This is a genomic window from Thalassolituus sp. ST750PaO-4, assembly GCF_020320405.1.
Classification (GTDB): domain Bacteria; phylum Pseudomonadota; class Gammaproteobacteria; order Pseudomonadales; family Oceanobacteraceae; genus Venatoribacter; species Venatoribacter alkanivorans.
In genome coordinates this window covers 143,009-166,509 of record NZ_JABVCB010000007.1, presented here as the reverse complement: position 1 = coordinate 166,509, position 23,501 = coordinate 143,009, and the positions used below count along the sequence as shown (strand labels likewise).

The window sequence follows — 23,501 nt, the reverse complement described above, 5'->3', positions numbered from 1 at the left end:
GTCGTATCAGTGCAAACGTACCCGGTATTGATAATCGAAGTATGGCTGAAGATTGCCCAGCGTGGGATTCATACTGCCATTCAGAATCAGACGGAAATGAGTAATCGCCGGATCAAAACCATCGGCACCTACAACAGGGGTATGGCCAAAGGTGTTACCACCATCACTGGAGAAATCCAGACTGTCTGTTGTACTGCTCAGACTGTCAAAAGTAAACGTCAGTCCGGTACGGTTATTACCGCTGCCATTAACAAAAGTGACCGGGCTGATGGTGCTGTCGGTACCCACATAAAACTCTGAGTCAGCGGCAATAGCCTGCACCAGCACGGTGCTGTCCGGATCAGAACTCAGTGTACCGGCATTACTGGCCCGTACCGAGTAATCAATCACAGCACCAGGAATGGCTTTCGGATTACTGCTGCCATTAACCGGATCAGAAATCACCTGCGCGGTGCTGTTCAGCTGCAGATCATACACGCCACTGCACTGCGAAAAACTGGCTGCCGGAATAATCTGGTAAGCTCCCGTTGTTGTGCTGCTCCAGTAGGCGCGGTACACATCGCCACCAGCATATTCCTGATGGCGGAATTCAAATTTATGATAACCACGGGCCAGACCCAGACGGACATCATTGCTGGTATTCGGGCCATTATTTGCCCCATGAGCACCGTACCAGCTAACGCGCACTGTATCGTTCAGCCGCAGTTCAACCGCATCATCACCATCCAGCGCCAGCCACCAGTCGCCATCAGTCGGCACATATAAATAACCATCAAAAATCGTCAGATAATACTCATCACCGCGGTTATCAAACGGATTGCCTGAGCCATCGACCTGACTGAATATGGTTTGCCCGTCCAGATAGGTTTCGTTGGCAAAGGTATCCACCATCGTCTGAAACTGGCTGGCGCTGGTCGGGTAATTAACGCTGCTGCTCTGGGTATTAAAAAAACGTGTCCATAATCCGGACGAGGCTGCACAGCTGCGTCCCGCTGGCAGAATCAATGTACGTACGGCAACAGAGCCTGATGCCGTGTTATTCGCCGTATTAAAATCATATGCTTTACCGTCAACTGTGGCACTGAATCCGGCATTATTGGCTGAGCCGCTTTGTGCACTGATACCCAGAACCAAATCCGGATAATGATCCCCGCTGCCCACCAGCTCCGAATAAGCACAGCTGATGCTGCCACTGCTGCCGGAACACGACCAGCTATTGCCCTGTACCTGCTCCAGCAATAAACCAGAATCCAGATTAAGCGTCAGAGCCGTATCAGACGGAGCGTTATCCGGCCCATTGTTGACAATGGACAAGATCAATTCACGGGGGCTGTTACGCACCCAAAGCGCCGGAGCTGTGGCGGTAACAGATAAATCCGCACTGCAGCTTTCATGAGCACCAAAGGTAATCGTTGGCAGAGCAACCGGGCAAGAACGTGAGCGAATATCAATATCGCTGGTGCGGAAAGTTGTCCAGCTCCCCCAAGGCTTATGGAACTGTACGGTAATACCACCATCACAACAGTCTTCGGCGCCAATAATTTCCAGTTTATGGTAGCCCTCTGACAAGCTGATGCTGCCTTCAAGAGTCTGACTGGTATTACCCCAGTTATTATTCCACCATAAGTTTGCATTCCATTGCTCTTCAAGCCTTGTGCCATTCACATATAAACCGCCGCCACGACCAAAGTCAGCACCATAACGAAAACGCCAGGTTCCGGCTTCATTAGCACGTACCTGAAAATAGCTTTCGGAATAGGCAATAAAGTTGCCATCCTGGCCACCAGGGAAGCTGCTGCTGTTACTGATATTGGTAAAATCAGTAATAAATTTACAACCATACCCACTGACATCATCACTGGCGGCGTTAAATATACTGAAAGCCTGGTTTTTACTCGAAGGGTCGGCGGTTACCCGGCGGGTATGAAATTTAATACCCGGATAAGTAAATACGGGCGGAACCTGAGTCTGATTCGATGCTGCTGCATTACCATAGTAGAGATAGACAGAACGGTTCTGACTGGCAACCAGAGATGGAAAACGAACCCAGATACTGGCGGTTTTACTGGCCTGATTCCAGCTGTCAATCCAGAAATCCAGCGCAGTATTATCATCGCTATCGATAATGCGTAAATCGTAACCATTACTGGTCCATTGATAATCAGGATGCAGATTGCTGCTGTTAATGGTCAGCAATACCTGGTAATCGGTCAGGGTTGTACCCGAGTTTTCCTGCACACTGAGTTGTGTACGGTAAGGCCAGTCGCAAAGCAGTCCGGCATAACTGCTGTTTGCCACCATCAGTAAAACCCAGAACAACCCGCGCATTGTATTTTTCCTCCATTGACATGCGCGCATTGTACTGTAAAAGACCGGTTGCGACCCCTGCCGGATTTTGTCAATGATCGCCTTTATTTGTCAGAATTTCCCTTTCAGCCGTAACCAGTTGTAACGTCCGGCATATACAGGCGTTCAGTCATCAGAAACGGCGGCTGAAACGGCGGCGATATTCGGTTGGTGTTAAGCCGGTTTTTTTGCGGAATAAACGCCGGAATGAACTGGCGTCTTCATAGCCCACATCATTCATCACCACATCCACTGTACGTTCAGTTTCTTCCAGTAATTTCTGCGCCGCTTCGATACGGATGGATTGCACATAGGTATTTGGTGGCATATCCAGCGCCGCATTAAAGCGACGGATAAGAGTACGCTTGGATACACTGAAACGGTCGGCCAGTTCATCCACGGTAAAATTACCGGCGTAGTGTTCTTCCAGCCAGGCCTGAACCTGCTTTACCAGATCATCTTTATGCGGTTTTGATAAACGCATCAGCGAATACGACAGCTGGCTGTCGCGACGATAATCGATCACAAAGGCTTTGGCAGTCTGAATGGCTGTTTCAAAACCAAAATTACGCTCAATAATATGCAGCCCCAGATCAAACCAGGCCAGACCGCCACCGGCACAATAAATATGATCATGGCGGGTAATCAGCTGATCTGCCTTAAGTTCTACCTGCGGGTAACGCTGTTCAAACAGATCTTTAAAACCCCAATGAGTGGTGGCCACTTTGCCGTTGAGAATGCCGGATTCGGCCAGTAAAAAATTACCGGTGCAATTACCGGCAATGGTCCAGCCGTGAGCATCGGCGCGGCGCAGCAGTGCCAGCAACTGTGGATTCACACCAATCACATCCTCAACCGGGCCACCGATGGTCGGCACCACAATCACATCCACATCCTGCACATCGTCGTAACTCATATGTGCCAGCAGCTGAATGCCGTTAATGCAGCGGATAGGGCCGCCATCCGGGCTGGCAATGCGCACATTAAACAGGCGCTCCGGTTCCTGTCCCTGAATGCGGTTCCAGGTTACCCCTGCCAGACCAAAAAGATCGGCGACACCGGTCATGGCCGATGACAAGGCTTTATCAAAACCCGCGATCACTACATTAAGCATGGATGGCCCCCTTTAAAGTCTCTGCTGCACTGCACTCTGATACCTGTCATCTGCGAAATCAGGCTGACGGCAGGGTTTATGTCACTATTAGCATCAAGTGTGGCTATATTGACGATTATCCGGCGGCATGACAAGCCTGATACTGGTGAAATACGTCATAGAACTCATGATTCACTTTCTATTAACCCTGCGGGGAGCCAAACCGTGTCGAAACTTATTAATCAGAAAGATCTGGAATTTCTGCTGTATCAGGTATTTCAGGCTGAGCAGCTGACCGAACTGCCACATTACAGTGAACACGACCGCACCACCTTCGATGGCATTCTGAATACCTCAAGCCGCATTGCCGAAGATTACTTTGCCCCGCATAACGCCAAAGCGGACGAACACGAGCCACAATTCGACGGTGAAAAGGTCAGCACCATCCCGGAAGTAAAAGAAGCCTGGCAACACTTTGCCGACTCCGGTCTGCTGTGCGCCCGCCATCGTTATGAAGACGGTGGCATGCAGTTACCCTCACTGCTGCATATGGCCGCCAACGCTTACTTTATGTCGGCCAATCCTTCCACCGCTGGTTACCCTTTCTTAACCAGCGCCGCCGCCAATGTGATCCATGCCTTTGGCAGCGATGAACAGAAAGCCACCTTTGTACCGCACATGTTCAGCGGCCGTTTTGCCGGCACTATGGCGCTGACCGAACCGGATGTTGGCTCATCATTGGGCGATCTGACTACCCGCGCCCTGCCAGCAGATGACGGCAGCTACCGCATTAAAGGTCAGAAGATGTATATCTCCGGCGGCGATCAGGACATCACCGAAAATATCGTGCACTTAGTGCTGGCCCGTATTCAGGGCGCGCCACAGGGTGTTAAAGGTATTTCGTTGTTTATCGTGCCGAAATTCCACACCAGCGCCGATGGTTCGCTGGGCCCGCGCAACGATGTGCAGCTGGCCGGTCTGCTGCACAAAATGGGCTACCGTGGCACGACCTCCACCGTTTTAAGCTTTGGCGAAAAAGACGACTGCCACGGCTACCTGATCGGTGAAGCCGGTAAGGGCCTGATGTACATGTTCAAGATGATGAACGAAGCGCGCATCGGCGTTGGCCTGGGGGCCGCCATGATCGGTTACCGCGGTTATCTCGAATCCCTCGACTACGCCCGTAACCGTCCGCAGGGCCGTTCTCCGGCAGAGAAAGATCCGCTCAGCAAACCGCTGAACATCATTGAACACACCGATGTAAAACGCATGTTGCTGGCCCAGAAATCCTACGTTGAAGGGTCGCTGGCGCTCTGTCTGCTGGCCGCCCGCTTAGTGGATGAACAGGAAGCCGGAGAAAACGTCGATAGCGGCATTCTGCTCGATTTATTAACGCCGGTGGTGAAATCCTTCCCATCGTTTTACGGACCACGCGCCAACGATCTGGCCATTCAGGTGTTGGGCGGCGCCGGTTATACCCGCGAATATCCGGTCGAGCAGTGCTACCGCGACAACCGCTTAAATCCGATTCACGAAGGCACCCACGGTATTCAGTCGCTGGATTTACTGGGCCGCAAACTGTGGCAGCACAATGGCAAAGGCCAGCAGCTGTTAATGGCGCGGGTACAGGCCACGCTGAAATCCGCTCAGGGCAAAGAACAGCTCAGCGAGCTGACCGCCAGCTATCAGAAGCATCTGAACACCCTGCTGCAAACCACTATGGCGCTGGGCAAAGCCCTGCAGAGCGGCCAGGTCAGCGCGGCGCTGGGCAACTCGGCGCTGTATCTCGACATGATGGGCAAGATGGTGATCGGCTGGCTGTGGCTGGAAATGGCCGACAAGGCTATCGACACCTTTGGCGCTTCGGCGGCAGAAGACGACCAGCAATTCCTCGCCGGCAAACTGCAGGCGGCACGCTACTTTATCCGCTGGGAACTGCCTGAAATTGAGCATCAGGCCAAACTGTTAGCCGGGTTTGACGATACCTGCACCGCCATGAACCCGGACTGGTTTTAATCAGCAACAGCACAGGACAACACACTATGACTGCCAAAGTACTCGTTGAAACCAGTGAGCATATCCTCACCATCACCTTTAACCGTGCCGACAAACTGAACGCCCTCGACCCGGAGAGTTACCATCTGCTGGCCCAGGCACTGTACCGCCTGCAACACGACGATGACTTACGCGTCGGTGTGATTCTGGCCGATGGCAAACACTTCACTGCCGGCCTGGAGCTGGATAAATGGGCTCCGATCTTTGCTCAGGGCGGCGCCCCGCAGATGGCCGCAGGCGAAATTGATCCCTACGGTATTTCCGGCGAAACCCTGAGTAAGCCACTGATCATTGCCGTGCATGGTCTGTGCTACACCTCCGGTCTGGAGTTGTTGCTGAATACCGATATCCGCCTCGGCACCGCCGATACCCGCTTTGCCCAGCTGGAAGTACAGCGTGGTATCTACCCCTGCGGCGGCGGTACGGTGCGCCTGCCGGAAGAAATCGGCTGGGCACGGGCACAGCGTTATCTGCTGACCGGTGATGAATTCAGCGGCCAGCAGGCCTACGACTGGGGCATGCTGACCGAACTCTGTGAATTCAGCCAGCTGCACAGCCGTGCCCGTGAACTGGCACAGAAAGTGGCCGCTGCTGCCCCGCTGGGTGTGCGCGCCGCACTGAAATCATCAAAAACCGCGCGTCTGCACGGTGATACCGCTGCACTGAGCACCGTCTTCGGCGATATGGGTAAGGTGCTGAAGAGTGACGATGCCGCCGAAGGCGTACGTTCATTTATGGAACGCCGTGCGGCAAAGTTCAGCGGTCGCTGAAACAGCAACAGCGCCACAGGAAAAACCGTGATGACGGCGGTTTTTCCTGTTTTTTCATCAGGTTAAGCAGCCCAAGAGGACAAATCGGGCAAACCGGACGCAGAGATCAGATCAGAAACTATACTGATTTGGTATGACCACGCCTTCCGGAGCCTTGCATGAAATCCTTACCCCTTAAAACCAAGCTGTTTGCCATCACGCTGTCAGCCATTCTGTTGCTGGCCGCAGCCCTGACCTGGCGCAGTTATCAGGGCATCAGTTCGCTCAGCGAACAACTGCAGGAGCACAGTGAAAAAAATCTGACCGAGGCCGTTATCACCCAACTGCAGACCAAAACCCAGGCCTATGGCGAGCAGATCAGTAACTACATCAACGCCGCCTACCGCATTCCTATGACAATGGCTGCCGCCATTAAAACCGCGATTGAAAATGGTGATGGCAGCCGCGCTCAGGTCAGCGCAATGATGGGTGCCGCACTCGCAGCCAATAAGGATGTCAGCTCCACATACGCCCAGTTCGAGCGTAACGGCTTCGATGGTCGTGACAGCGAGTTCGTCGACTCAGGCCTGATTTACAACGCCGAACGCACCGGCTCACTGGAAATCTACTGGATCCGCAATCAGTCCGGTCAGGTCGAACAGCAGAAAGTCGACGATCCGGACGAAAAATACCTCGATGCCCGTAATGAATTCGGCATCCGTCAATCCGAGTGGTATCTCTGCAGCCGCGATAAAAAAGTTCCCTGCCTGATGGAACCCTACCTGTATGAGATCAGCCCCGGCTATGAAGAACTGATGACCAGTCTCACCGCGCCGATTATCGCCAATGGTACTTTCCGCGGCATTGCCGGTGTCGACGTTAACCTGCCCATTTTCCAGAAACTGGTGGATGAACTGAGCCAGTCGCTCTACAGCGGCAAAGCCCGGGTAACATTACTCAGTGAAATAGGTCTGGTGGTCGCCTCAAGCCACTACAAAGATAAGCTGATGCGGCCTTTAAAAGAGTCTCTGCCGGAAAGAGGCGATACGCTGAGCAAACTGCATAAAGGCGACGGTCTGCTGAGCGGAAAAGATAACCTGTATGTTGCCCGTGGGCTGAAAATTCCGGCCTCCAACAGTGAGTGGTCACTGCTGATCGAACTGCCGCTGAACGTTGCCCTCGCCGATCTTGAAACCCTGAAAGCGCTGGTCGCCGATGAAAAAACCTCAGTACTCAGCAGCCAGCTGCTGTTGGCGCTGATTCTCGCCGGGGCCGCTCTGGTTGCCATAACCCTGTTGATTCAGTCCATTACCAAGCCCCTGGAAGTACTGAATAAGCAGGTCGAGCAACTGTCCAGCGCCGATGGCGATCTCTCCCAGCGTCTGCAACTTGATACCCACGCCGAACTGATCAGCCTGAGTGGCGGCTTTAACCGTTTCCTCAGCAAACTGCGCGATCTGGTACTGGCGCTGAAAGAAGTCAGTCACGAAGTGCGCAGCGAGTCAGCCGAGAACCTGAAAATCAGCCAGAAAACCCGTAAAGCCACCGATCAGCAACAAAGTGAAATGGATAACGTGGTTACCGCGACTCAGGAAATGTCGGCCACAGCGCAGGAAGTATCACGCATTGCCTCCGATGTTGCGGTACGGGCTAACGATATCCATTCGACCGTCACCGCATCGCAGCAGAACCTGTCTTCCGCGGTAGATACGGTGCTGGAGCTGAGCGAAAACATGCATACCGCAAGCGAGTCGATCACCAAAGTATCTGCCCGCTCCGACGATATTAACCGCATCCTGGTGGTTATTGGCTCCATTGCCGAACAGACCAACCTGCTGGCACTGAACGCTGCCATTGAAGCCGCCCGTGCCGGTGAACAGGGACGTGGCTTTGCTGTGGTGGCCGATGAAGTACGTACCCTCGCCTCCAAAACCCAGGAATCGACCGAAGAAATTAACAATATGATTGGCAGCCTGCAGGGCGAGGTAAAAGCCGCCGTCAGCATCATTGACAGTGGCAGCCAGAAAGCCGGGCTGGCGATGGAATCCACCCGCGAAGCCCATGGCTCTTTGCAAGAAGTAGTACAGGCGATCAGCGAAATTGCCGACCACATCCGTCAGGTGGCCACGGCAGCCGAAGAGCAAAGCTCGGTGAGCGGTGAAATTACCCGCAACCTCACTGTTATCGGTGATGCCACCACCATGCTGGCCGAGCTGGCGCAGGAAGCCAACCAGAGCAGCCATAACGTTACCGAACAGCTCGACCGTCTGGATAAACAGCTGGGCGCATTGCGTACCTGAGTGCAGACCCGCAACAGCCACAAGCCCTGCCAATCACCATTGGCGGGGCTTTTTTATCGGCCCCGCATGGATGGAAATGCCCGAACCCGGACTCTGCCTCCGCCCATGGCTGTGATAAACTGCGCGCCGCCGGCCACAGGCCAGCCTATCCTGATACAAACGACAGCATAATGCTGCCCCCGAAACACCTTGCCGCGGAATACCATCATGGCCGAACTCGGACGCTACAACACCCTGACCGTACTCGATGAACAGCCCCACGGCCTGTATCTGGATGACAACGACGGCGGCAAAATTCTGCTGCCGCGCAAACAAATTCCTGCCGGCACCCAAATCGGCGACAGTCTTAAAGTCTTTGTTTACCTTGATTCCGACGACCGTCCGATTGCCACCTGCCTGCGCCCTAAAGCACAGCTGCATCAGGTCGCCTGGCTGGAAGCCGTGGATGTAAATCAAACCGGAGCCTTTCTCGACTGGGGCCTGGCCAAAGACGTGTTTGTGCCCTTCGCCGAGCAAACCCACCGCATGGAAGCCGGTAAGTCCTATGCGGTCTATCTGTACCTCGATAACACCGACCGTATCGTTGCCAGCGCGCGCTTAAACCGTTTTATCAAAGACGAAGTCAAAGCCAACTGGCCCGGTGCTCCGGTACCGCTGGCCACCGGCGATAAAGTAAAATTACTGATCGCCCAGCGTACCGACATCGGCTACAAAGCCGTAGTCAACGACACCTATTGGGGTTTGCTGCACAACGACGATATCCGCAAAGCCATTCGTACCGGCCAGCGGGTTGAAGGCTATATCAAACGTCTGCGTGACGATCATAAACTTGATCTGATGCTGGAGCCGGTAGGCCATACCAAAGCCGACCCGCTGGCGAAAAAAATCCTGCAGAAAATGGAAGATAACCACGGCCTCTTAGGCCTCAGCGACCACTCTCCGGCAGAGCTGATCGAACTGCAGTTCGGGGTCAGCAAACGTACCTTTAAAATGGCCATCGGCAAACTGTATAAAGAACGCAAAATTGTGATCGAAGACAGTGGTATCCGTCTGGCAACAGAGGCTGACCAGAAGGCCGTGGTCAATAAAGACCTGAAAAAAGAAGCGAAAAAAGAGTCGGGTAAAGACGCCAGAAAACCGGCTAAAGAACAAAAAACATCTGCAGCAAAAACGCAGAAAACAGAAAAACCAGACACGAAGAAAACAGGTACAAAGAAAGAAGAAAGGAATCAGGATCAGGCTGATAAAAAACCGGCTGAGAAAAAATCAGCGCCTAAAGTGTACCGTAACCCAAAGACGAAAACGGAAAAAACACTGAGTCTGAAAAAGAAATCCTGAAGAACATATCCTGACAAAGCAGCAGGATAAAAAACGGCCGCGCATAACTCTGTTATCCGCGGCCGTTTTCGTTACAGCATCAGAAGTTATCAACCCCGAGTTGCTGTTCCAGATTATCCGCCATTGCGGCTACGCCATACAGCGTGGTACCGAATTCATCAGTATCCATTTCATCCAGCCACCAGTTGCCCATCGCCACCAGGTGACATCCGCCAACCTTGTCGATGGCCCAGGATGCACAGAGTGTACTGTCATTTTCACGCAACAATTTCAGTGCCATAGAAGCACCCACTTGCTGATCCGGCATACCACTTAAATCCAGTACCGCCGAGGCAATTTCAACAATGTCTTTAGTACCGTCTTCGCTTGGGTGATGCAGCACCAGAACACGCTGTGAGCGCCCTTCGCCCATATCAAACATCGCGCTGATCATGCGCTCATTATCAATTTTCAGATTAATGCCAAGTTTGTCGGCGTGACCTGCAATGATTTCATGAAATTTGTTCGACATTTTAATCTCCTTTAAAACTCGTCCACGCCAAAACGACTTTCCATACGGTCTGCAACGGTTGATACGGCAGATACTGCCATCGCCATTTCTTTCAGATCCATAGTATCCAGCAGCATATCCACAACAGCGATCAGCAGCTCATCTTCTTCACTGATGCGGGTAAATGCCCAGCGATAGTTAGCGGAGCGGCCATTCAGCTCCAGCAATTCGTTGAAGAAAGCTTTCTGATCGATATCAGATTCCTGGATGGTACTCAGGCGAACAACCGGCGAAGAAATACATACAACTTCACTGCCATTACCCGCCTGCTGACGGTTAAAAAAGACCAGCTGCGAACGCCCGTCATCTTCAACAAACAGCATTTTAACCGAGGTTTCAGAGCGGACTTCAAAGTTCCAGCCAATCTCTTCACAGTAAGCAACAATCTTACTGGTGAACGGGTTTGGATATGGATTTGTGCTTCCATTCGATGTCATCAAGATTCTCCTTATTCGAGAAACATTAAAATTTGCTGAACAAAAGAAGGTTCAACATTCATAATTTTTGCCATTTCCGTGAGGGCATCCAGTTCGCGATCATCAATATTCTGATCGGCTCTGGCGACCACAACCAGACGCTGAATAAAGGCGCAGCGGTTTGAAGCTCCCAGGGATAGCAGCGGCTTTGAGCTCTCAATAAACTGTTCACGGGCAAGACCGATAGGATCTTCAGCCTGTTCCAGCAGCTGAATACCTTCGCGGTATATTTCTTCACCGGCCTGCTCGATCAGGTTTTCTGCTTCAGCATCGGCCAGATGTCCGTCCGCATAAGCCACCCAGGCGCCGCCCCAGAACATTGCCCGGTTATGCAGGGCCTGTTTCTCTTCATCGCTGACAGGCTCCATATACTCGAGTACTTTATGAATACCGTCATCAACATCGGCCAGCGTTTTATTCCCTGTTCCCTGTCCGGTTAAACGCTGAAACTCATCCGACTGGCTGTATAAATCAACGGCCATAATACGGATAGGGTTAAACGGATGGCTGGAATAACAATGGGATGTGTCTTCTGTGTTTTTTGACAACTCAGATAAATCCTGAATTTGCGCCGAGTACTCTTTCAGATCAAATTCAATAATCGGATGAGCAACACCACAGGACAGCTTCAGGAAAGAACTGATGGCAGCTTCCGGGCTTTTACAGACAAACAGACCAGCGCGGTCAGCAGAGATTTCTGCGCGCCGGCTCCAGGACATCAGCTTCATGGCATCACTGGCATTCAGCGTGCCTTCTTCAAGAATCGCATGGGTCGGTAAGGCATAATGGCTGAATAAAGCATGACCCAGTTCATGGCCAACGACAAAGTTGATTTCGTCTTCATTCATTGAGGTTAACAGACCGGAACTGAAGGTCAGAATAATGTCATCGCCACCGGAGTAACTGCAGCTGGCATTAGGCTCAGGGCTGTTATAGATGTAGACCTCAACATTTTTATCGCCCAGATTCAGGGCTTCCTGTGCATTACGCACATACTTAAAAAGATCGGGCGCCAGTCTGGCCGTAACCCTCAGGCTGTGGCCAAGAAGACTGCGGCGATAGGAATCACGGCGGGCCTCTTTAATACGTTTTTCAGCCAGCACCTGAATTTTTTTATCAGCCAGCAGTTCATTAAAAAAACTGAGGTCAGACTGAAAGCGGATCGCATCCTCGACGTTCACTGATTGCACCTGCTTAACGTTCCAAGTTGTCAGAAAATCAGCCTGCAAAACTCACATCAACAACAGATTATTATTCCCGGCCGCTATCAGCGCACAGAGCAACCAGAAAAAGACAAACTGCTTATTGATGATATGGTTTATAAAACAGACTGAGCAGTAAGCGGCCATTCTAGACAGCCGATCCTTTCACATCAATTGATAAAGCGGTTAGAAACAATATGTTTTATTGTCAGAATCAGACTTACGTATCAAAACGACAATTCATATGTGCCGGTGGGATCCGCAGAAAAATACGCGCTAAGCCTGATCAGGCTGCCTCCTCTGCCCGGTTTTATCACAACAGAAGCTGCCCATATCTGTTCCGGCCTCGTCCGGAAGGATGAGACAGCGTCCGGGAAATGGCGCAAATCAACATGTCATTTTCTGTGTGGCGGCAAATAAGACTGGCTCCGATTGCCGGTTGACCCACTTTGACGGCGTGTTAGTCTGAGCGCGCCTGTCTCTGGTGCCGATGCTGTGAAACGAACCCTGCTTTCTCTGAACCATGTCCTGTTACTGACGATGCTGTTGCTTATCGGTCAGTCGGCTGCGCTATGGCATCAGACTCACTCAGAACAGCATCCCGCCGGTGAGCTCTGCAGTTACTGCCTGCAGGCATCCGACCTCAGCACACCCGGCCTGTCCGGCGTCAGTCCTGAAGCCCCCTGCATTCCTGGCCAGCACAGCACCATCTGTCCACCAGCGCCTGGCACTGCAACGACCGTTTTAACAGCTTCACAGGCACGCGCCCCACCCCGTTTTTCCTGAATCCGTTAAACCCAGAATCGTTACCGGTATGTATTAGCGCATACCGGTAATGCGTGTATTTTTTCAGGAGAACACCATGTCTGTATCCCGTACCGGCATTTTGCCTTGCTGTGCCCTGCTTAGCCTGTCCGCTATTCTGCCCGCTCCACTGTGGGCCGCCGATTCTGCCAATGCATTTAATCCGGCTATTGGCCTGATTCTGAATGGCACACTCGGCCATTTTTCCCGTGAACCCGATGACTACGCCATCGCCGGTCTGCCCTTAGGCGGAGAAAGCGAACCCGGCAGCCAGGGCTTTGCGCTGGGCGAGTCGGAATTAAACATCAGCGCCAATATTGACCCCGACTGGTTCGGTGCCATTACCGTCGCGCTCGGTGATGAAACCGAAGTAGAAAACGCCTACGTGCAAACCAGCCCGGCAGACGGCCTGACCTTCCGCGGCGGACGCTTCTTCTCCGGTATCGGTTATCTCAACGAACAGCATGCCCACACCTGGGATTTTGCCGATACTGCGCTGGCGTACCGTGCCTTGCTGGGTACGCAATATAAAGACGACGGCGTACAGTTACGCTGGCTGGCACCGACCGAGCTGTACACCGAAGTCGGCGCGGAATGGTTTAACGGCAGCGCTTATCCGGCCGGCGGCAGTGCCAGCAAGGGTCAGGGAGCCTGGTCGGTGTTTGTGCACAGCGGTGGCGATATTGGCCAGAGCAGCAGCTGGCGCGCCGGTCTGTCGTACCTGAATGCCAATGCCGATGCACGTGAAAGCGGCGACGAAGATAACCCGGATCTGTTCAGCGGCAGCAGTAAGGTCGCCATTGCTGATTTCGTGTGGAAATGGTCTCCGGGCGGCAATGCTTACAACCGCAGCCTGAAACTGCAGGGCGAGTACCTGCTGAGTAAAAACGACGGTGACTTTACCCCCGCCGGCGGCAGCGAACTGCCCTACTCGGCCACACCCAAGGGCTGGTATCTGCAGGCAATTTATCAGTTTACCCACGGCTGGCGTGCCGGTGTGCGCCACGATCAGCTCGACGCTGGCCAGAATGATGCCGCCTTTGCCGGCACCATGCTCGACGCGCAAAACCATACCCCACAACGCAACAGCCTGATGCTGGATTACAGCAACAGCGAGTTCAGCCGCCTGCGTCTGCAATACAACCGCGATGAGTCGCAGCCACAGATCGATCACCAGTGGCTGCTGCAATACACCATGAGCCTCGGCGCCCACGGCGCACACCGTTTTTAAGGAGAGCGTGATGAAAAAAATATTACACAAAGCACGCGCTGTTCTGCTGCCGTTGCTGCTGGTTGGTGGCTGTACCACTGCACAGGCTGCAGCGCTGAATATCTTCGCCTGCGAGCCGGAATGGGGCGCACTGGCGCAGGAGCTGGGCGGTGATAACGTTGAGGTGTTCACCGCTACCACCGCATTACAGGACCCGCATCATATTCAGGCACGACCGAGTCTGATTGCGAAGATGCGCAAAGCCGACCTGCTGATCTGCACCGGCTCCGAGCTGGAAAGCGGCTGGCTGCCTCTGCTGCTGCGCCAGTCCGGCAACAGCAAGGTGCAACCGGGCAAACCCGGCTATTTTGAAGCCAGCCGTTTTGTCGAAACCCTGGATAAACCGCAGATTATCGACCGCTCACAGGGCGATGTGCATCCGGGTGGCAATCCTCACATTCAGACCAGCCCGCACAATATCAGCAAGGTTGCCGCAGCCCTGCTGCCACTGTTGCAACAGCTGGATGCTGACAACAGCGCCGCCTATCAACAGCGCGCCGATGATTTCGGCCAACGCTGGCAAGCCGCCATGCAGCGCTGGGAAACAAAAGCAGCACCCTTGCGCGGTGTTGCCGTTGTGGTGCATCACCGCAGCTGGAGTTATCTGCAACAGTGGCTGGGGCTGAACGAAGTAGCCACGCTGGAGCCGAAACCCGGCGTTCCTGCCAGCGCCGGACATCTGGCGGAGGTATTGCAGCAGCTGGATGCCCAACCGGCCAGAATGATCATTCGCGCGGCCTATCAGGATGGCCGTGCTGACGAATGGCTGGCGGATAAAACCGGCCTTCCGGCCATTGCTTTGCCCTTTACCGTGGGTGGCAGCGAGCAGGCGCAGGATCTGTTCAGCCTCTACGACGACACCATTTCACGCCTGTTAGACGGACTCGCACCATGAGTCTGTTCAGCAATCTGGAGTTATCCATTATTGCCCCGGCGTTTCTCGCCGGGTTGCTGGTGCTGACCACCCACATACCACTGGGCCGTCAGGTACTCAGCCGCGGTATTATTTTTCTCGATCTGGCCATTGCCCAGATTGCCGGACTCGGGGTCATCATTGCCTACAGTCTGGGTTGGGAAGCCGGTGGCTGGCAGGTACAGCTGATCGCCATGGCTGCCGCCTTAGCCGGTGCACTGTTGTTGTATGCCACCGAGACGCTGTGGGAAGACAATCAGGAAGCCATTATCGGCTGCGTGTTTGTGCTTGCCGCCAGCGGTGGCCTGCTGGTATTGAGCAGCAACCCGCACGGCGGTGAAGCGTTAAAAGACCTGCTCGCCGGGCAGATTCTGTGGGTCAGCTACGGCCAGTTAATTCCGGTTGCCATTATTTATGCGGCGGTACTGGCGCTGTGGTTCGGGCTTGGGGCTGGCCTGAGAGTTGGCCGTGGCAAACAACAGAGCCCGCTGCTGTTTTATTCCCTGTTTGCCATCAGTGTGACCACCTCGGTGCAGCTGGTTGGTGTCTATCTGGTGTTTGCCAGCCTGATTATGCCGGCACTTGCCGTACAGAAAGTCCGCCAGCATCCGCTGCTGCGTGCTTACGTTACCGGGGCCTGTGCTTATGCCGCCGGGCTGATGCTGTCGGCGCTGTGGGATCTGCCGTCAGGAGCAACCATTGTCTGCACCATGGCACTGGTTTGTGGTCTCAGCGCTGCCGTGGCAAATGGTAAACTTAAGGCATCGCAGGATGCCGCCGTTCCATTGTAAAAAGCCGTTCCATTGTAAAAAGTTGCTCTGGCCGCCGGCAAACCATGCGGTGGCCTTGCTGGTCAGTCACAACCAGCCAAACATTCACTCAGACACCCCTCTTCCGCTTATGAATATCAAAGCCTTTGCCGAACAAACCGGGGTTTCTGCCCATACCCTGCGCTATTACGAAAAAATCGGTTTGTTGCAGGTACAGCGTAACCAGAGTGGCCACCGGGTATTCAGCAATAAAGATCTGGAATGGATTACCTTTATTCTGCGCCTCAAAGACACCGGCATGCCGCTGCAGCACATTATTAAATACGCAGAATTCCGTACACAGGGCGACAGCACAATGGCTGAACGCCAGCAGTTACTGCAACAGCACCGCGATATTCTGCAGGCAAGAATTGCCCGTGAACTGGAGCATCTGCAGATTCTGGATAACAAAATCGGTTATTACCGTCAGCTGACCGGCAAGGTCTGAAATCCGCTTGACTTAGAGTTAACTCAAAGCCCTAACCTGCTTTCTCTTTAATTAACAGGAAGCAGGAATATGACCAGCGTACGCTTTGAACAGGGACTGAAAAAACTCAGCGAAATTGATGGTGAAGCCGGGCATAAGGTGATCGACAGCCTTCAGGATATTTGTCCGGATCTGGCGCGCTACACCATCGAATACCCTTTTGCAGATATCTACTCCCGTCCGGGGCTGGATCTTAAATCACGCGAAATAGCCACCGTTGCCGCGCTCACGGCGCTCGGTAACTGCCAGCCGCAATTGAAGGTGCACTTACAGGCCGCACTGAATGTTGGTTGCAGCGCCGATGAAATAAAAGAAGTGATTTTACAGATGTCGGTTTATGCCGGCTTTCCGGCGGCACTGAATGCCATGTTAGCTTTTAAAGAGGTGCTGCAGGAAAAATAATACATATCGGCCGTCAGCGTCCTGCTGACGGCGAATCCAATCAATCAACCGCGAACACTTTCCCGCTGCTGTTTTTTCACCTTTTTCAACGCCATCTGTTGTTTAACCGGCGACAGATAATCAATGAATAATTTGCCTTTTAAATGATCCATTTCGTGCTGTATGACAACCGCCAGAAAATCATCGCTTTCAATCGTGATGGCCTTACCATCACGATCCAGCGCCGACACCGTTACCGAGGTGAAACGCTCAACATCGGCATAATAGCCAGGCACCGATAAACAACCTTCCTGACCGGCTTCTTTATGTTCGCCACGGATAATTTCCGGATTAATCAGCACCAGCGGCTCATTACGTTCTTCAGAAAGATCAATCACCAGCAAGGCTTCACGACGGCCCACCTGAGTCGCGGCCAGACCAATGCCATCGTCAGTGGCGTACAGGGTGTCGAACATATCGTCGATCAGCGTCTGTACGCTGCGGATATCGGTTACCGGACGGGCAACTTCCCGCAGGCGGGGGTCAGGTGCTTGTAATACGGTTAAAACAGCCATAAAAAATAGGGGTTCCTGTCAGGTTTCAGCGGCCGTTAAGGCCAGCCATTGCGCGGATTGTATCCCGTAGATGGCATGATCCACTACCCGGCCATTAAGGTTTTCACTGTTGCGGATAATGCCTTCAAGGGTCATATGCAGACGTTCACATAATGCACGGCTCGGTTCATTCTCTGCGGCAGCCGATATCTGCACCTTATGCAGCTTCAGCCGATTAAAAGCATCATCAATAAGATAGCGGACCGCCGTTGTCATAATTCCCCGCCCCTGATATTCCTTGCTCAGCCAGTAGCCGATTTCTGCTTTACCAAGGTTTCGGCAAATGCTGTTGTAGCTGACATTGCCCACCACAACGCCCTGATACAACACCGCGCATGTCATCGATTTACCATCGGCATAATCATGCAGAGCACCACGGATAAAGCGCAGGAAAAACTCTTCCGAATCGGCGTGGGGCGGCCAGGCAAGCCACTCTGAAAGATAGTCGCGCTCAGCCTCAACAATCGCCAGATAGCGGCCGGCGAACGACGGCTGAACCAGAGCCAGGCTGACTGACTCATTAATATCAAGCGTAAACATAACGATTCCCTGTACCTGTATTCTGAACAAATCCTAAAATGACGACCCCGGCTGCTGTAAAAACGCCAGTTCTTCTGCCGTCGATTCGCGCCCCAGCAAGGCATTGCGGTGCGGATAGCGGCCAAAGCGCTCAATAATATCGCGGTGGCGGTGTTCAAAGTTAAGGTTATCTTCCAGCCCCGGACGGGCAAACAGACGCAGCGCTTCATCATGAATCAGCAACGATTCACTGTGCATATAAGGCATATACAGAAACAGGCATTCGCTCACCGCCAGACCCGCATCAGCATCTGCCGCCACCGCTTCCTGTGCCAGCACCAGTGCTAACGGATCAGCGGCAAAGGCACGCCCGCTGTCGCGGTAGATATTGCGTGAAAACTGGTCGAGCACAATGATTTCAGCCAGCCGTCCGCGCGCACTGACACGCCAGTGATACAGCTCAGCGGCACAGGCCGCGGCATGCACTGCGCCAAAGCGGCGCTCAATCTCCCGGTCCAGCTGCGGGTCTTTCACCCACCACTGTTTGGGGCTCAGTTCGCTGAACCAGAAGTCCAGTACGGTCTGTTCATTGATATTGTCTGTATCCATGATTTTTCTCCTGAATGTCCGGGCGGCTGGCGGACTCTCCCCTGGCTTTCACCCAGCCTCAAACCAGACGGTGAAATCATCCCAATGCGGCGCAAAAACGCCTCAGATGCTCGTTTTTTGCACGAAAAACACGTATAGTCGCGCCCTTTCGTAAAACCCTTCTTCTATCAGGATTGACCCGTGATCTCCACCGCTAATATCACCATGCAGTTTGGTGCCAAGCCTCTGTTTGAAAACATCTCCGTCAAGTTTGGTGACGGTAATCGCTATGGCCTGATCGGCGCCAACGGCTGCGGTAAATCCACCTTTATGAAAATTCTGGACGGTTCTCTGGAGCCGACCGCCGGTAATGTCAGCATTACGCCGAACGAGCGTCTGGGCAAGCTGAGCCAGGATCAGTTCGCCTTTGAACAGTATCGCGTTATCGACACCGTGATGATGGGTAACAAAGAGCTGTGGGCCGTTAAGGAAGAGCGTGATGCGATCTACGCCAACCTGGAAGCGACCGAAGACGACTATATGCGTGCCGCCGAGCTGGAAGGTGAATTCGCTGAAATGGGTGGCTACACCGCCGAATCCCGTGCCGGTGAGCTGCTGCTGGGCGCCGGTATCGCAACCGAACTGCATGAAGGTCCGATGAGCGAAGTGGCTCCGGGCTGGAAGCTGCGTGTATTGCTGGCTCAGGCGCTGTTCTCTAACCCGGACATCCTGCTGCTCGACGAACCGACCAACAACCTGGATATCAACACCATCCGCTGGCTGGAAGGTATCCTCAATGACATGAAGTGCACCATCATCATCATCTCGCACGACCGTCACTTCCTGAACTCCGTCTGTACCCATATGGCCGACATTGACTACGGCGATATCCGCATTTATCCGGGTACCTACGATGACTTTATGATTGCCTCCACCGCCGCGCGCGAGCGCATGCAATCAGAAAACGCCAAGAAGAAAGCCCAGATTGCTGAACTGCAGCAGTTCGTATCGCGCTTCTCGGCCAACGCCTCCAAAGCCAAGCAGGCCACCAGCCGTGCTAAGCAGATGGACAAGATCAAGCTGGACGATATCAAGCCGTCTACCCGTCAGAACCCGTTTATCCGCTTTACTCAGGAAAAGAAACTGCACCGTCTGGCGCTGGAAGTGGAAGGCCTGAGCCACGGTTATGAAGGCGATGAGCTGCTGTTCAAAAACACCAACCTGATGGTTGAAGCCGGCGAGAAGATTGCGGTTATCGGTGCTAACGGCGCGGGTAAAACCACCTTCCTCAAGTGTCTGGTGAGCGACCTGACACCGAAGTCCGGCACGATTAAGTGGGCGGAAAACGCGAACCTGGGTTACTACGCTCAGGATCACGAATACGAATTCGCCGAAAACATGGATCTGTTTGCCTGGATGGAACGCTGGAAGACCACCGAGCACGATGATCAGGCGGTACGTGCAACTCTGGGTCGTCTGCTGTTTAACCAGGACGACATCAAGAAATCAGTGAAAGTCTGCTCCGGTGGTGAAAAAGGCCGTCTGCTGTTCGGTAAGCTGATGATGCACAACCACAACGTGCTGATTATGGACGAACCGACCAACCACATGGATATGGAATCCATCGAGTCGCTGAATGCGGCGCTGGAAATGTTCGAAGGTACGCTGATTTTCGTGTCCCACGACCGTGAGTTCGTATCCTCGCTGGCGACCCGTATTATCGAAATCCGCGATCACGAGATCGTCGACTTCCACGGTACTTATGATGAGTACCTGAAGTCTCAGGGCGTGGAATAAGCGCCGGTTTTACCACGCGATACGCTGCATCAGTTCTGATGCAGCGTCATCAGACGTTCAGGAAATAACCGCTCTGGTGCTTTCCTGAATGCTCCCGCCAGATGCAGTTATTCCCGACACCCCTCAATAATTCCCTTTCACAGCCTCTCAATAATCTCCGCTGATCAGCCGCTACCCACTACTGTCCAACAGCTTGGAGCTGTCACTCCAAACTGCAAATCGACTACTGTTTTTCAATCTGAACCGCCTTTCCGGGGCTACGCCCCTGGCCCCCTGCAAGGAGAGGTATCTCCTTCCGATCCTTTCTTTTCGGCGCGTCCGGCTTCATCCAGCCAACTGCAATGATTATGCGGCACGCAAAACAATTCGCCCCGGAACGACGTTTTAAAATACCAATAAGTTGTATCGTTCCAGGGCAGGGTTTTGCTCTGAAGGCCGCAGAATCATCTGGTTGTCTGGCGCCGCACGATCGCCGGTTACAGTAATCCGCTCAGCCGTATTTCAAAATGACTGACTTTGAAGTGTGAAATTTCAGATCAATTGTTTGCTATGAAAAACAGCATCGCGGCGATGGTTGTCTGCGCCTCTGGGCCCGCCGCAGAAACCGCTGATATGTCTGGTCTGTCCGCAGGGTCGGTTAATGCTCCTGCCAAACCGACATTTCCGCCATCCCTGGCGGTCAGATGCGTAAGCGGTCCGGCTCCACAAATTGGGGCGCAGGGGCCTGCCCCGCAAAGGGGTTTCAGACTGAAATAGAGTAATCGATTAATGTCACTCCAAACTATGGGAAGCAGTGATTGATCAGCCCTAATTACTGCAACACATGCCTAACCGGCTGCAGTAATGGTGGCGGTGTTTCACCCAGCGACTCAGCAATGGATATCTCGTTAATCCGGCACAGGGCATCCAGCGGCAGGTCATTGGCGGCGCAGCCAAAAGGCTCTTCCATTTCTTCGGACAGCACATCCAGACCAAAAAACGTGTACGCCACAATCACCGTAAATAACGCCGCATACCATCCCAGTGATGGCACCAAACCAAAGGGCAGTAAATAACAGTACAGGTAAGCGGTACGGTGGGTCAGCAGCGTGTAGGCAAACGGCAGCGGCGTGGTGGCAATGCGCTCACTGGCGGCCTGCACGGCAGCTAAGCGGGTTAAATGCTCGTCCAGAATCCGCAGACCCACCGCATCGATATGCTGCTGGCGGTACAGTTCACCAATAATCCGCCCAGCGCGGCGCAGGCAGTACTCCGCCGGATTCTGGTGGCTGAATACGCGCTCAATATCTTCATCACTTAACCAGGGTTTCAGCTCTTTGCGGCTGTCCTGCTTACGCAATGAACCGCGCAGCGCATGGCAATGTGCAGCACACCAGTGCAGTAAATCGTGGCGCAATTGTCCGGCCGCCGAATGTTCCGCCTGCAGATCCAGCAACGTCTCGCTGGAGCGTGCCAGACTGCGGATTTCGTACACCATCGCGCCCCACTGCTTGCGCGCTTCCCACCAGCGCTCATAAGAGGCGTTATTACGGAAACCGAGAAAAATCGACAGCGCCACACCGAGCAGAGTAAATGGCGCAAGAGAAAACTCAGGAACACTCAGCCAGCGCAGTTCATGCAGCGCACTGACCGCGGCGGCAAATAATCCAACCGCCAGCAGGTGCGGAAAAATACGCGGCACAACCGAACCACGAATCACAAACAGCAGCGCAATGGCATTGGGACGTGGACGGACAATCATAAAACAGCCTTTTTAAAGGCAGGACTTAACGTCCTGCGGGTTTACCAATAACAACAGAGATCAGAGCAACAGCGCCCAACGCCCAGCAATAGGTAACGGCACTGACCAGCTGCAGCGGTGACAGTGCCGCCAGCGAGGCGGCCAGCAGCATCTGCGCACCGTAAGGAATAATGCCCTGCACCACACAGGAGGCAATATCCATCAGGCTGGCGCTGCGCTTGGGGTCTACGCCGTAGCGCTCGGCAATATCTTTCGCCAGGCTGCCGGAAATAATAATGGCTACTGTATTGTTGGCGGTACAGAGGTTGGCCAGCGCCACCGACGAGATAATACTGAATTCACCGGCGCGGCGGTGATCTTTCGGAGCACTGCCTTTACGGCTCAGGCGATCAATAAAAGCACCGATCCAGGCAAGGCCGCCACCGGCTTTCATCAGTGCCGCCAGGCCACCGATAAAAATCGACAGAATCATAATTTCCTGCATGCTGCCGTAACCGGCGTAAATATCCTTCGCCCAGTTCGCCAGATGATAATCCTCTACCCGGACCAGGCCGATCACACCGGCCAGAACAATACCGGCGAACAGCACCAGTAAAACATTCAGACCGCTGAGCGCTAACCCCAGCACGGCGATATAAGGCAGCACCAGCCAGAGGTCATAACCCCTCACCTGCTGCGCCTCGCTGGCCGCGCCCTGATAAGCCAGCCATAACAGGGTGATGATCGCCGCCGGTAAGGCAATCTTGAAATTCATGCGGAATTTATCGCGCATTTCACAACCCTGGGTGCGGGTTGCGGCAATGGTGGTATCGGAAATAATCGACAGGTTATCGCCAAACATCGCACCGCCCATCACCGTACCGATGGTCAGTACCGTCGATAATTCCGTGGCCTCGCTGATGCCCACCGCAATGGGGGCAATGGCTGCAATGGTACCCATAGAGGTACCCATGGAAGTGGCGATAAAAGCGGTCATCACAAACAGACCGGGCAACACCAGTGGCGCCGGAATCAGGCTGAGACCAAAATTCACCGTCGCATCCACACCGCCAATGGCCTTGGCCACACTGGCAAAACCACCGGCCAGCAGGAAAATCAGCACCATGGTAATCAGGGTGTTATCGGCACAGCCGCGAATCAGGGCATCGACGCGCTGGTTCAGCGTGCCACGGGCCAGCAACAGTGCCAGCAGAATGGCCGGCAGAATCGCCACCGGGGCCGGCACCTGATAAAAGGCGAAGTCCACCCCGGCCTGCTGGTAATACAGACCGCCACCAATAAACAGCGCCAGAAACAAACCAATAGGCAACAATGCCAGCGCAGATGGGGCCACAGCAGCCGCTGAAGAAGTGGCCGATGAAGAAGACGCCACAGCGCCAGGTTCAGAAGAAGTGTTAAGACTCACGGGAGCAGTCCTGCCAGCAGATGAAAGCCGGGCATTGTAAAGGAAGCACCCGCTATCCCTAAGA

Annotated in this window: 20 protein-coding genes; 10 read left to right on the top strand and 10 right to left on the bottom strand. The window is 53.6% G+C overall.

Annotation, left to right across the window (positions count from 1 at the left end):
* Positions 1 to 6 precede the first annotated feature (6 nt).
* Positions 7 to 2,328: a CCXG family PEP-CTERM protein gene (locus HUF18_RS06610; RefSeq protein ID WP_225691585.1), complete on the bottom strand. Its 2,322-nt coding sequence runs from the start codon at positions 2,326 to 2,328 to the stop codon at positions 7 to 9.
* A 151-nt stretch (positions 2,329 to 2,479) separates the two neighbouring features.
* A complete protein-coding gene (locus HUF18_RS06605; protein ID WP_225691584.1) occupies positions 2,480 to 3,460 on the bottom strand; it encodes a GlxA family transcriptional regulator in 981 nt (326 codons plus the stop codon).
* A gap of 204 nt (positions 3,461 to 3,664) precedes the next feature.
* Between HUF18_RS06605 and HUF18_RS06600 the strand changes: the two genes are divergently transcribed.
* The 4 genes from HUF18_RS06600 to HUF18_RS06585 all read left to right on the top strand — a co-directional run bounded on the left by HUF18_RS06600 (position 3,665) and on the right by HUF18_RS06585 (position 9,881).
* On the top strand, positions 3,665 to 5,455 hold the full coding sequence (locus HUF18_RS06600; protein ID WP_225691583.1) for an acyl-CoA dehydrogenase: 1,791 nt from the start codon (positions 3,665 to 3,667) through the stop codon (positions 5,453 to 5,455).
* A gap of 26 nt (positions 5,456 to 5,481) precedes the next feature.
* Positions 5,482 to 6,264 (top strand): crotonase/enoyl-CoA hydratase family protein, encoded by a 783-nt coding sequence (locus HUF18_RS06595; RefSeq protein WP_225691582.1) that lies wholly within the window; start codon positions 5,482 to 5,484, stop codon positions 6,262 to 6,264.
* Between the two features lie 158 nt (positions 6,265 to 6,422).
* Positions 6,423 to 8,543, top strand: a complete 2,121-nt coding sequence (locus HUF18_RS06590) for a methyl-accepting chemotaxis protein (RefSeq protein ID WP_145469247.1) — start codon at positions 6,423 to 6,425, stop codon at positions 8,541 to 8,543.
* A 207-nt stretch (positions 8,544 to 8,750) separates the two neighbouring features.
* The gene (locus HUF18_RS06585) at positions 8,751 to 9,881 is read left to right on the top strand and encodes a CvfB family protein (RefSeq protein WP_225691581.1); all 1,131 of its coding nucleotides are present in this window, start codon (positions 8,751 to 8,753) and stop codon (positions 9,879 to 9,881) included.
* A gap of 79 nt (positions 9,882 to 9,960) precedes the next feature.
* Here the strand turns inward: HUF18_RS06585 and HUF18_RS06580 are convergent, their stop codons facing one another.
* Genes HUF18_RS06580 through HUF18_RS06570 form a run of 3 tightly spaced genes read right to left on the bottom strand, consistent with a single transcriptional unit; the run spans position 9,961 to position 12,088 of the window.
* Entirely contained in the window at positions 9,961 to 10,392 is a 432-nt protein-coding gene (locus tag HUF18_RS06580; protein ID WP_225691580.1) for a hypothetical protein, read from the bottom strand.
* 11 nt (positions 10,393 to 10,403) lie between these two features.
* Positions 10,404 to 10,868 (bottom strand): hypothetical protein, encoded by a 465-nt coding sequence (locus HUF18_RS06575; protein WP_145469244.1) that lies wholly within the window; start codon positions 10,866 to 10,868, stop codon positions 10,404 to 10,406.
* Positions 10,869 to 10,879: 11 nt separating this feature from the next.
* The gene (locus HUF18_RS06570) at positions 10,880 to 12,088 is read right to left on the bottom strand and encodes a M48 family metallopeptidase (protein ID WP_186435925.1); all 1,209 of its coding nucleotides are present in this window, start codon (positions 12,086 to 12,088) and stop codon (positions 10,880 to 10,882) included.
* A gap of 883 nt (positions 12,089 to 12,971) precedes the next feature.
* On the opposite strand from HUF18_RS06570, the gene HUF18_RS06565 reads away from it, so the two are divergent.
* The 5 genes from HUF18_RS06565 (at position 12,972) to HUF18_RS06545 (ending at position 16,794) form a co-directional block, all read left to right on the top strand.
* Positions 12,972 to 14,144, top strand: a complete 1,173-nt coding sequence (locus HUF18_RS06565) for an OprO/OprP family phosphate-selective porin (protein WP_225691579.1) — start codon at positions 12,972 to 12,974, stop codon at positions 14,142 to 14,144.
* 10 nt (positions 14,145 to 14,154) lie between these two features.
* Positions 14,155 to 15,078, top strand: a complete 924-nt coding sequence (locus HUF18_RS06560; protein WP_225691578.1) for a metal ABC transporter substrate-binding protein — start codon at positions 14,155 to 14,157, stop codon at positions 15,076 to 15,078.
* Complete coding sequence (locus HUF18_RS06555) at positions 15,075 to 15,887, top strand: metal ABC transporter permease (RefSeq protein WP_225691577.1); 813 nt, start codon at positions 15,075 to 15,077, stop codon at positions 15,885 to 15,887. The genes HUF18_RS06560 and HUF18_RS06555 overlap by 4 nt, the downstream gene beginning before the upstream one ends.
* Before the next feature lie 109 nt (positions 15,888 to 15,996).
* A complete protein-coding gene (locus HUF18_RS06550) occupies positions 15,997 to 16,353 on the top strand; it encodes a MerR family transcriptional regulator (protein WP_225691576.1) in 357 nt (118 codons plus the stop codon).
* 69 nt (positions 16,354 to 16,422) lie between these two features.
* A complete protein-coding gene (locus HUF18_RS06545; RefSeq protein ID WP_225691575.1) occupies positions 16,423 to 16,794 on the top strand; it encodes a carboxymuconolactone decarboxylase family protein in 372 nt (123 codons plus the stop codon).
* 44 nt (positions 16,795 to 16,838) lie between these two features.
* Here HUF18_RS06545 and def read toward each other — a convergent pair whose 3' ends face one another.
* The 3 genes from def to HUF18_RS06530 are packed head-to-tail and all read right to left on the bottom strand — an operon-like array spanning position 16,839 to position 18,515.
* Entirely contained in the window at positions 16,839 to 17,348 is a 510-nt protein-coding gene (gene def / locus HUF18_RS06540) for a peptide deformylase (RefSeq protein ID WP_145469237.1), read from the bottom strand.
* Between the two features lie 18 nt (positions 17,349 to 17,366).
* Complete coding sequence (locus tag HUF18_RS06535) at positions 17,367 to 17,927, bottom strand: GNAT family N-acetyltransferase (RefSeq protein ID WP_225691574.1); 561 nt, start codon at positions 17,925 to 17,927, stop codon at positions 17,367 to 17,369.
* Between the two features lie 33 nt (positions 17,928 to 17,960).
* Positions 17,961 to 18,515 carry a DUF924 family protein gene (locus tag HUF18_RS06530; RefSeq protein WP_225691573.1) on the bottom strand — a complete coding sequence of 185 codons (555 nt, stop codon included), beginning with the start codon at positions 18,513 to 18,515 and terminating at the stop codon, positions 17,961 to 17,963.
* A 180-nt stretch (positions 18,516 to 18,695) separates the two neighbouring features.
* Here HUF18_RS06530 and HUF18_RS06525 point away from each other — a divergent pair, with 180 nt between their 5' ends.
* A complete protein-coding gene (locus tag HUF18_RS06525; protein ID WP_145469235.1) occupies positions 18,696 to 20,291 on the top strand; it encodes an ABC-F family ATPase in 1,596 nt (531 codons plus the stop codon).
* Between the two features lie 811 nt (positions 20,292 to 21,102).
* On the opposite strand, the gene HUF18_RS06520 is transcribed toward HUF18_RS06525, so the two are convergent.
* Both HUF18_RS06520 and HUF18_RS06515 read right to left on the bottom strand, forming a co-directional pair.
* A complete protein-coding gene (locus HUF18_RS06520; protein ID WP_225691572.1) occupies positions 21,103 to 22,032 on the bottom strand; it encodes a bestrophin family protein in 930 nt (309 codons plus the stop codon).
* A gap of 25 nt (positions 22,033 to 22,057) precedes the next feature.
* On the bottom strand, positions 22,058 to 23,365 hold the full coding sequence (locus HUF18_RS06515) for a Na+/H+ antiporter NhaC family protein (RefSeq protein WP_225692011.1): 1,308 nt from the start codon (positions 23,363 to 23,365) through the stop codon (positions 22,058 to 22,060).
* Between the last annotated feature and the right edge of the window lie 136 nt (positions 23,366 to 23,501).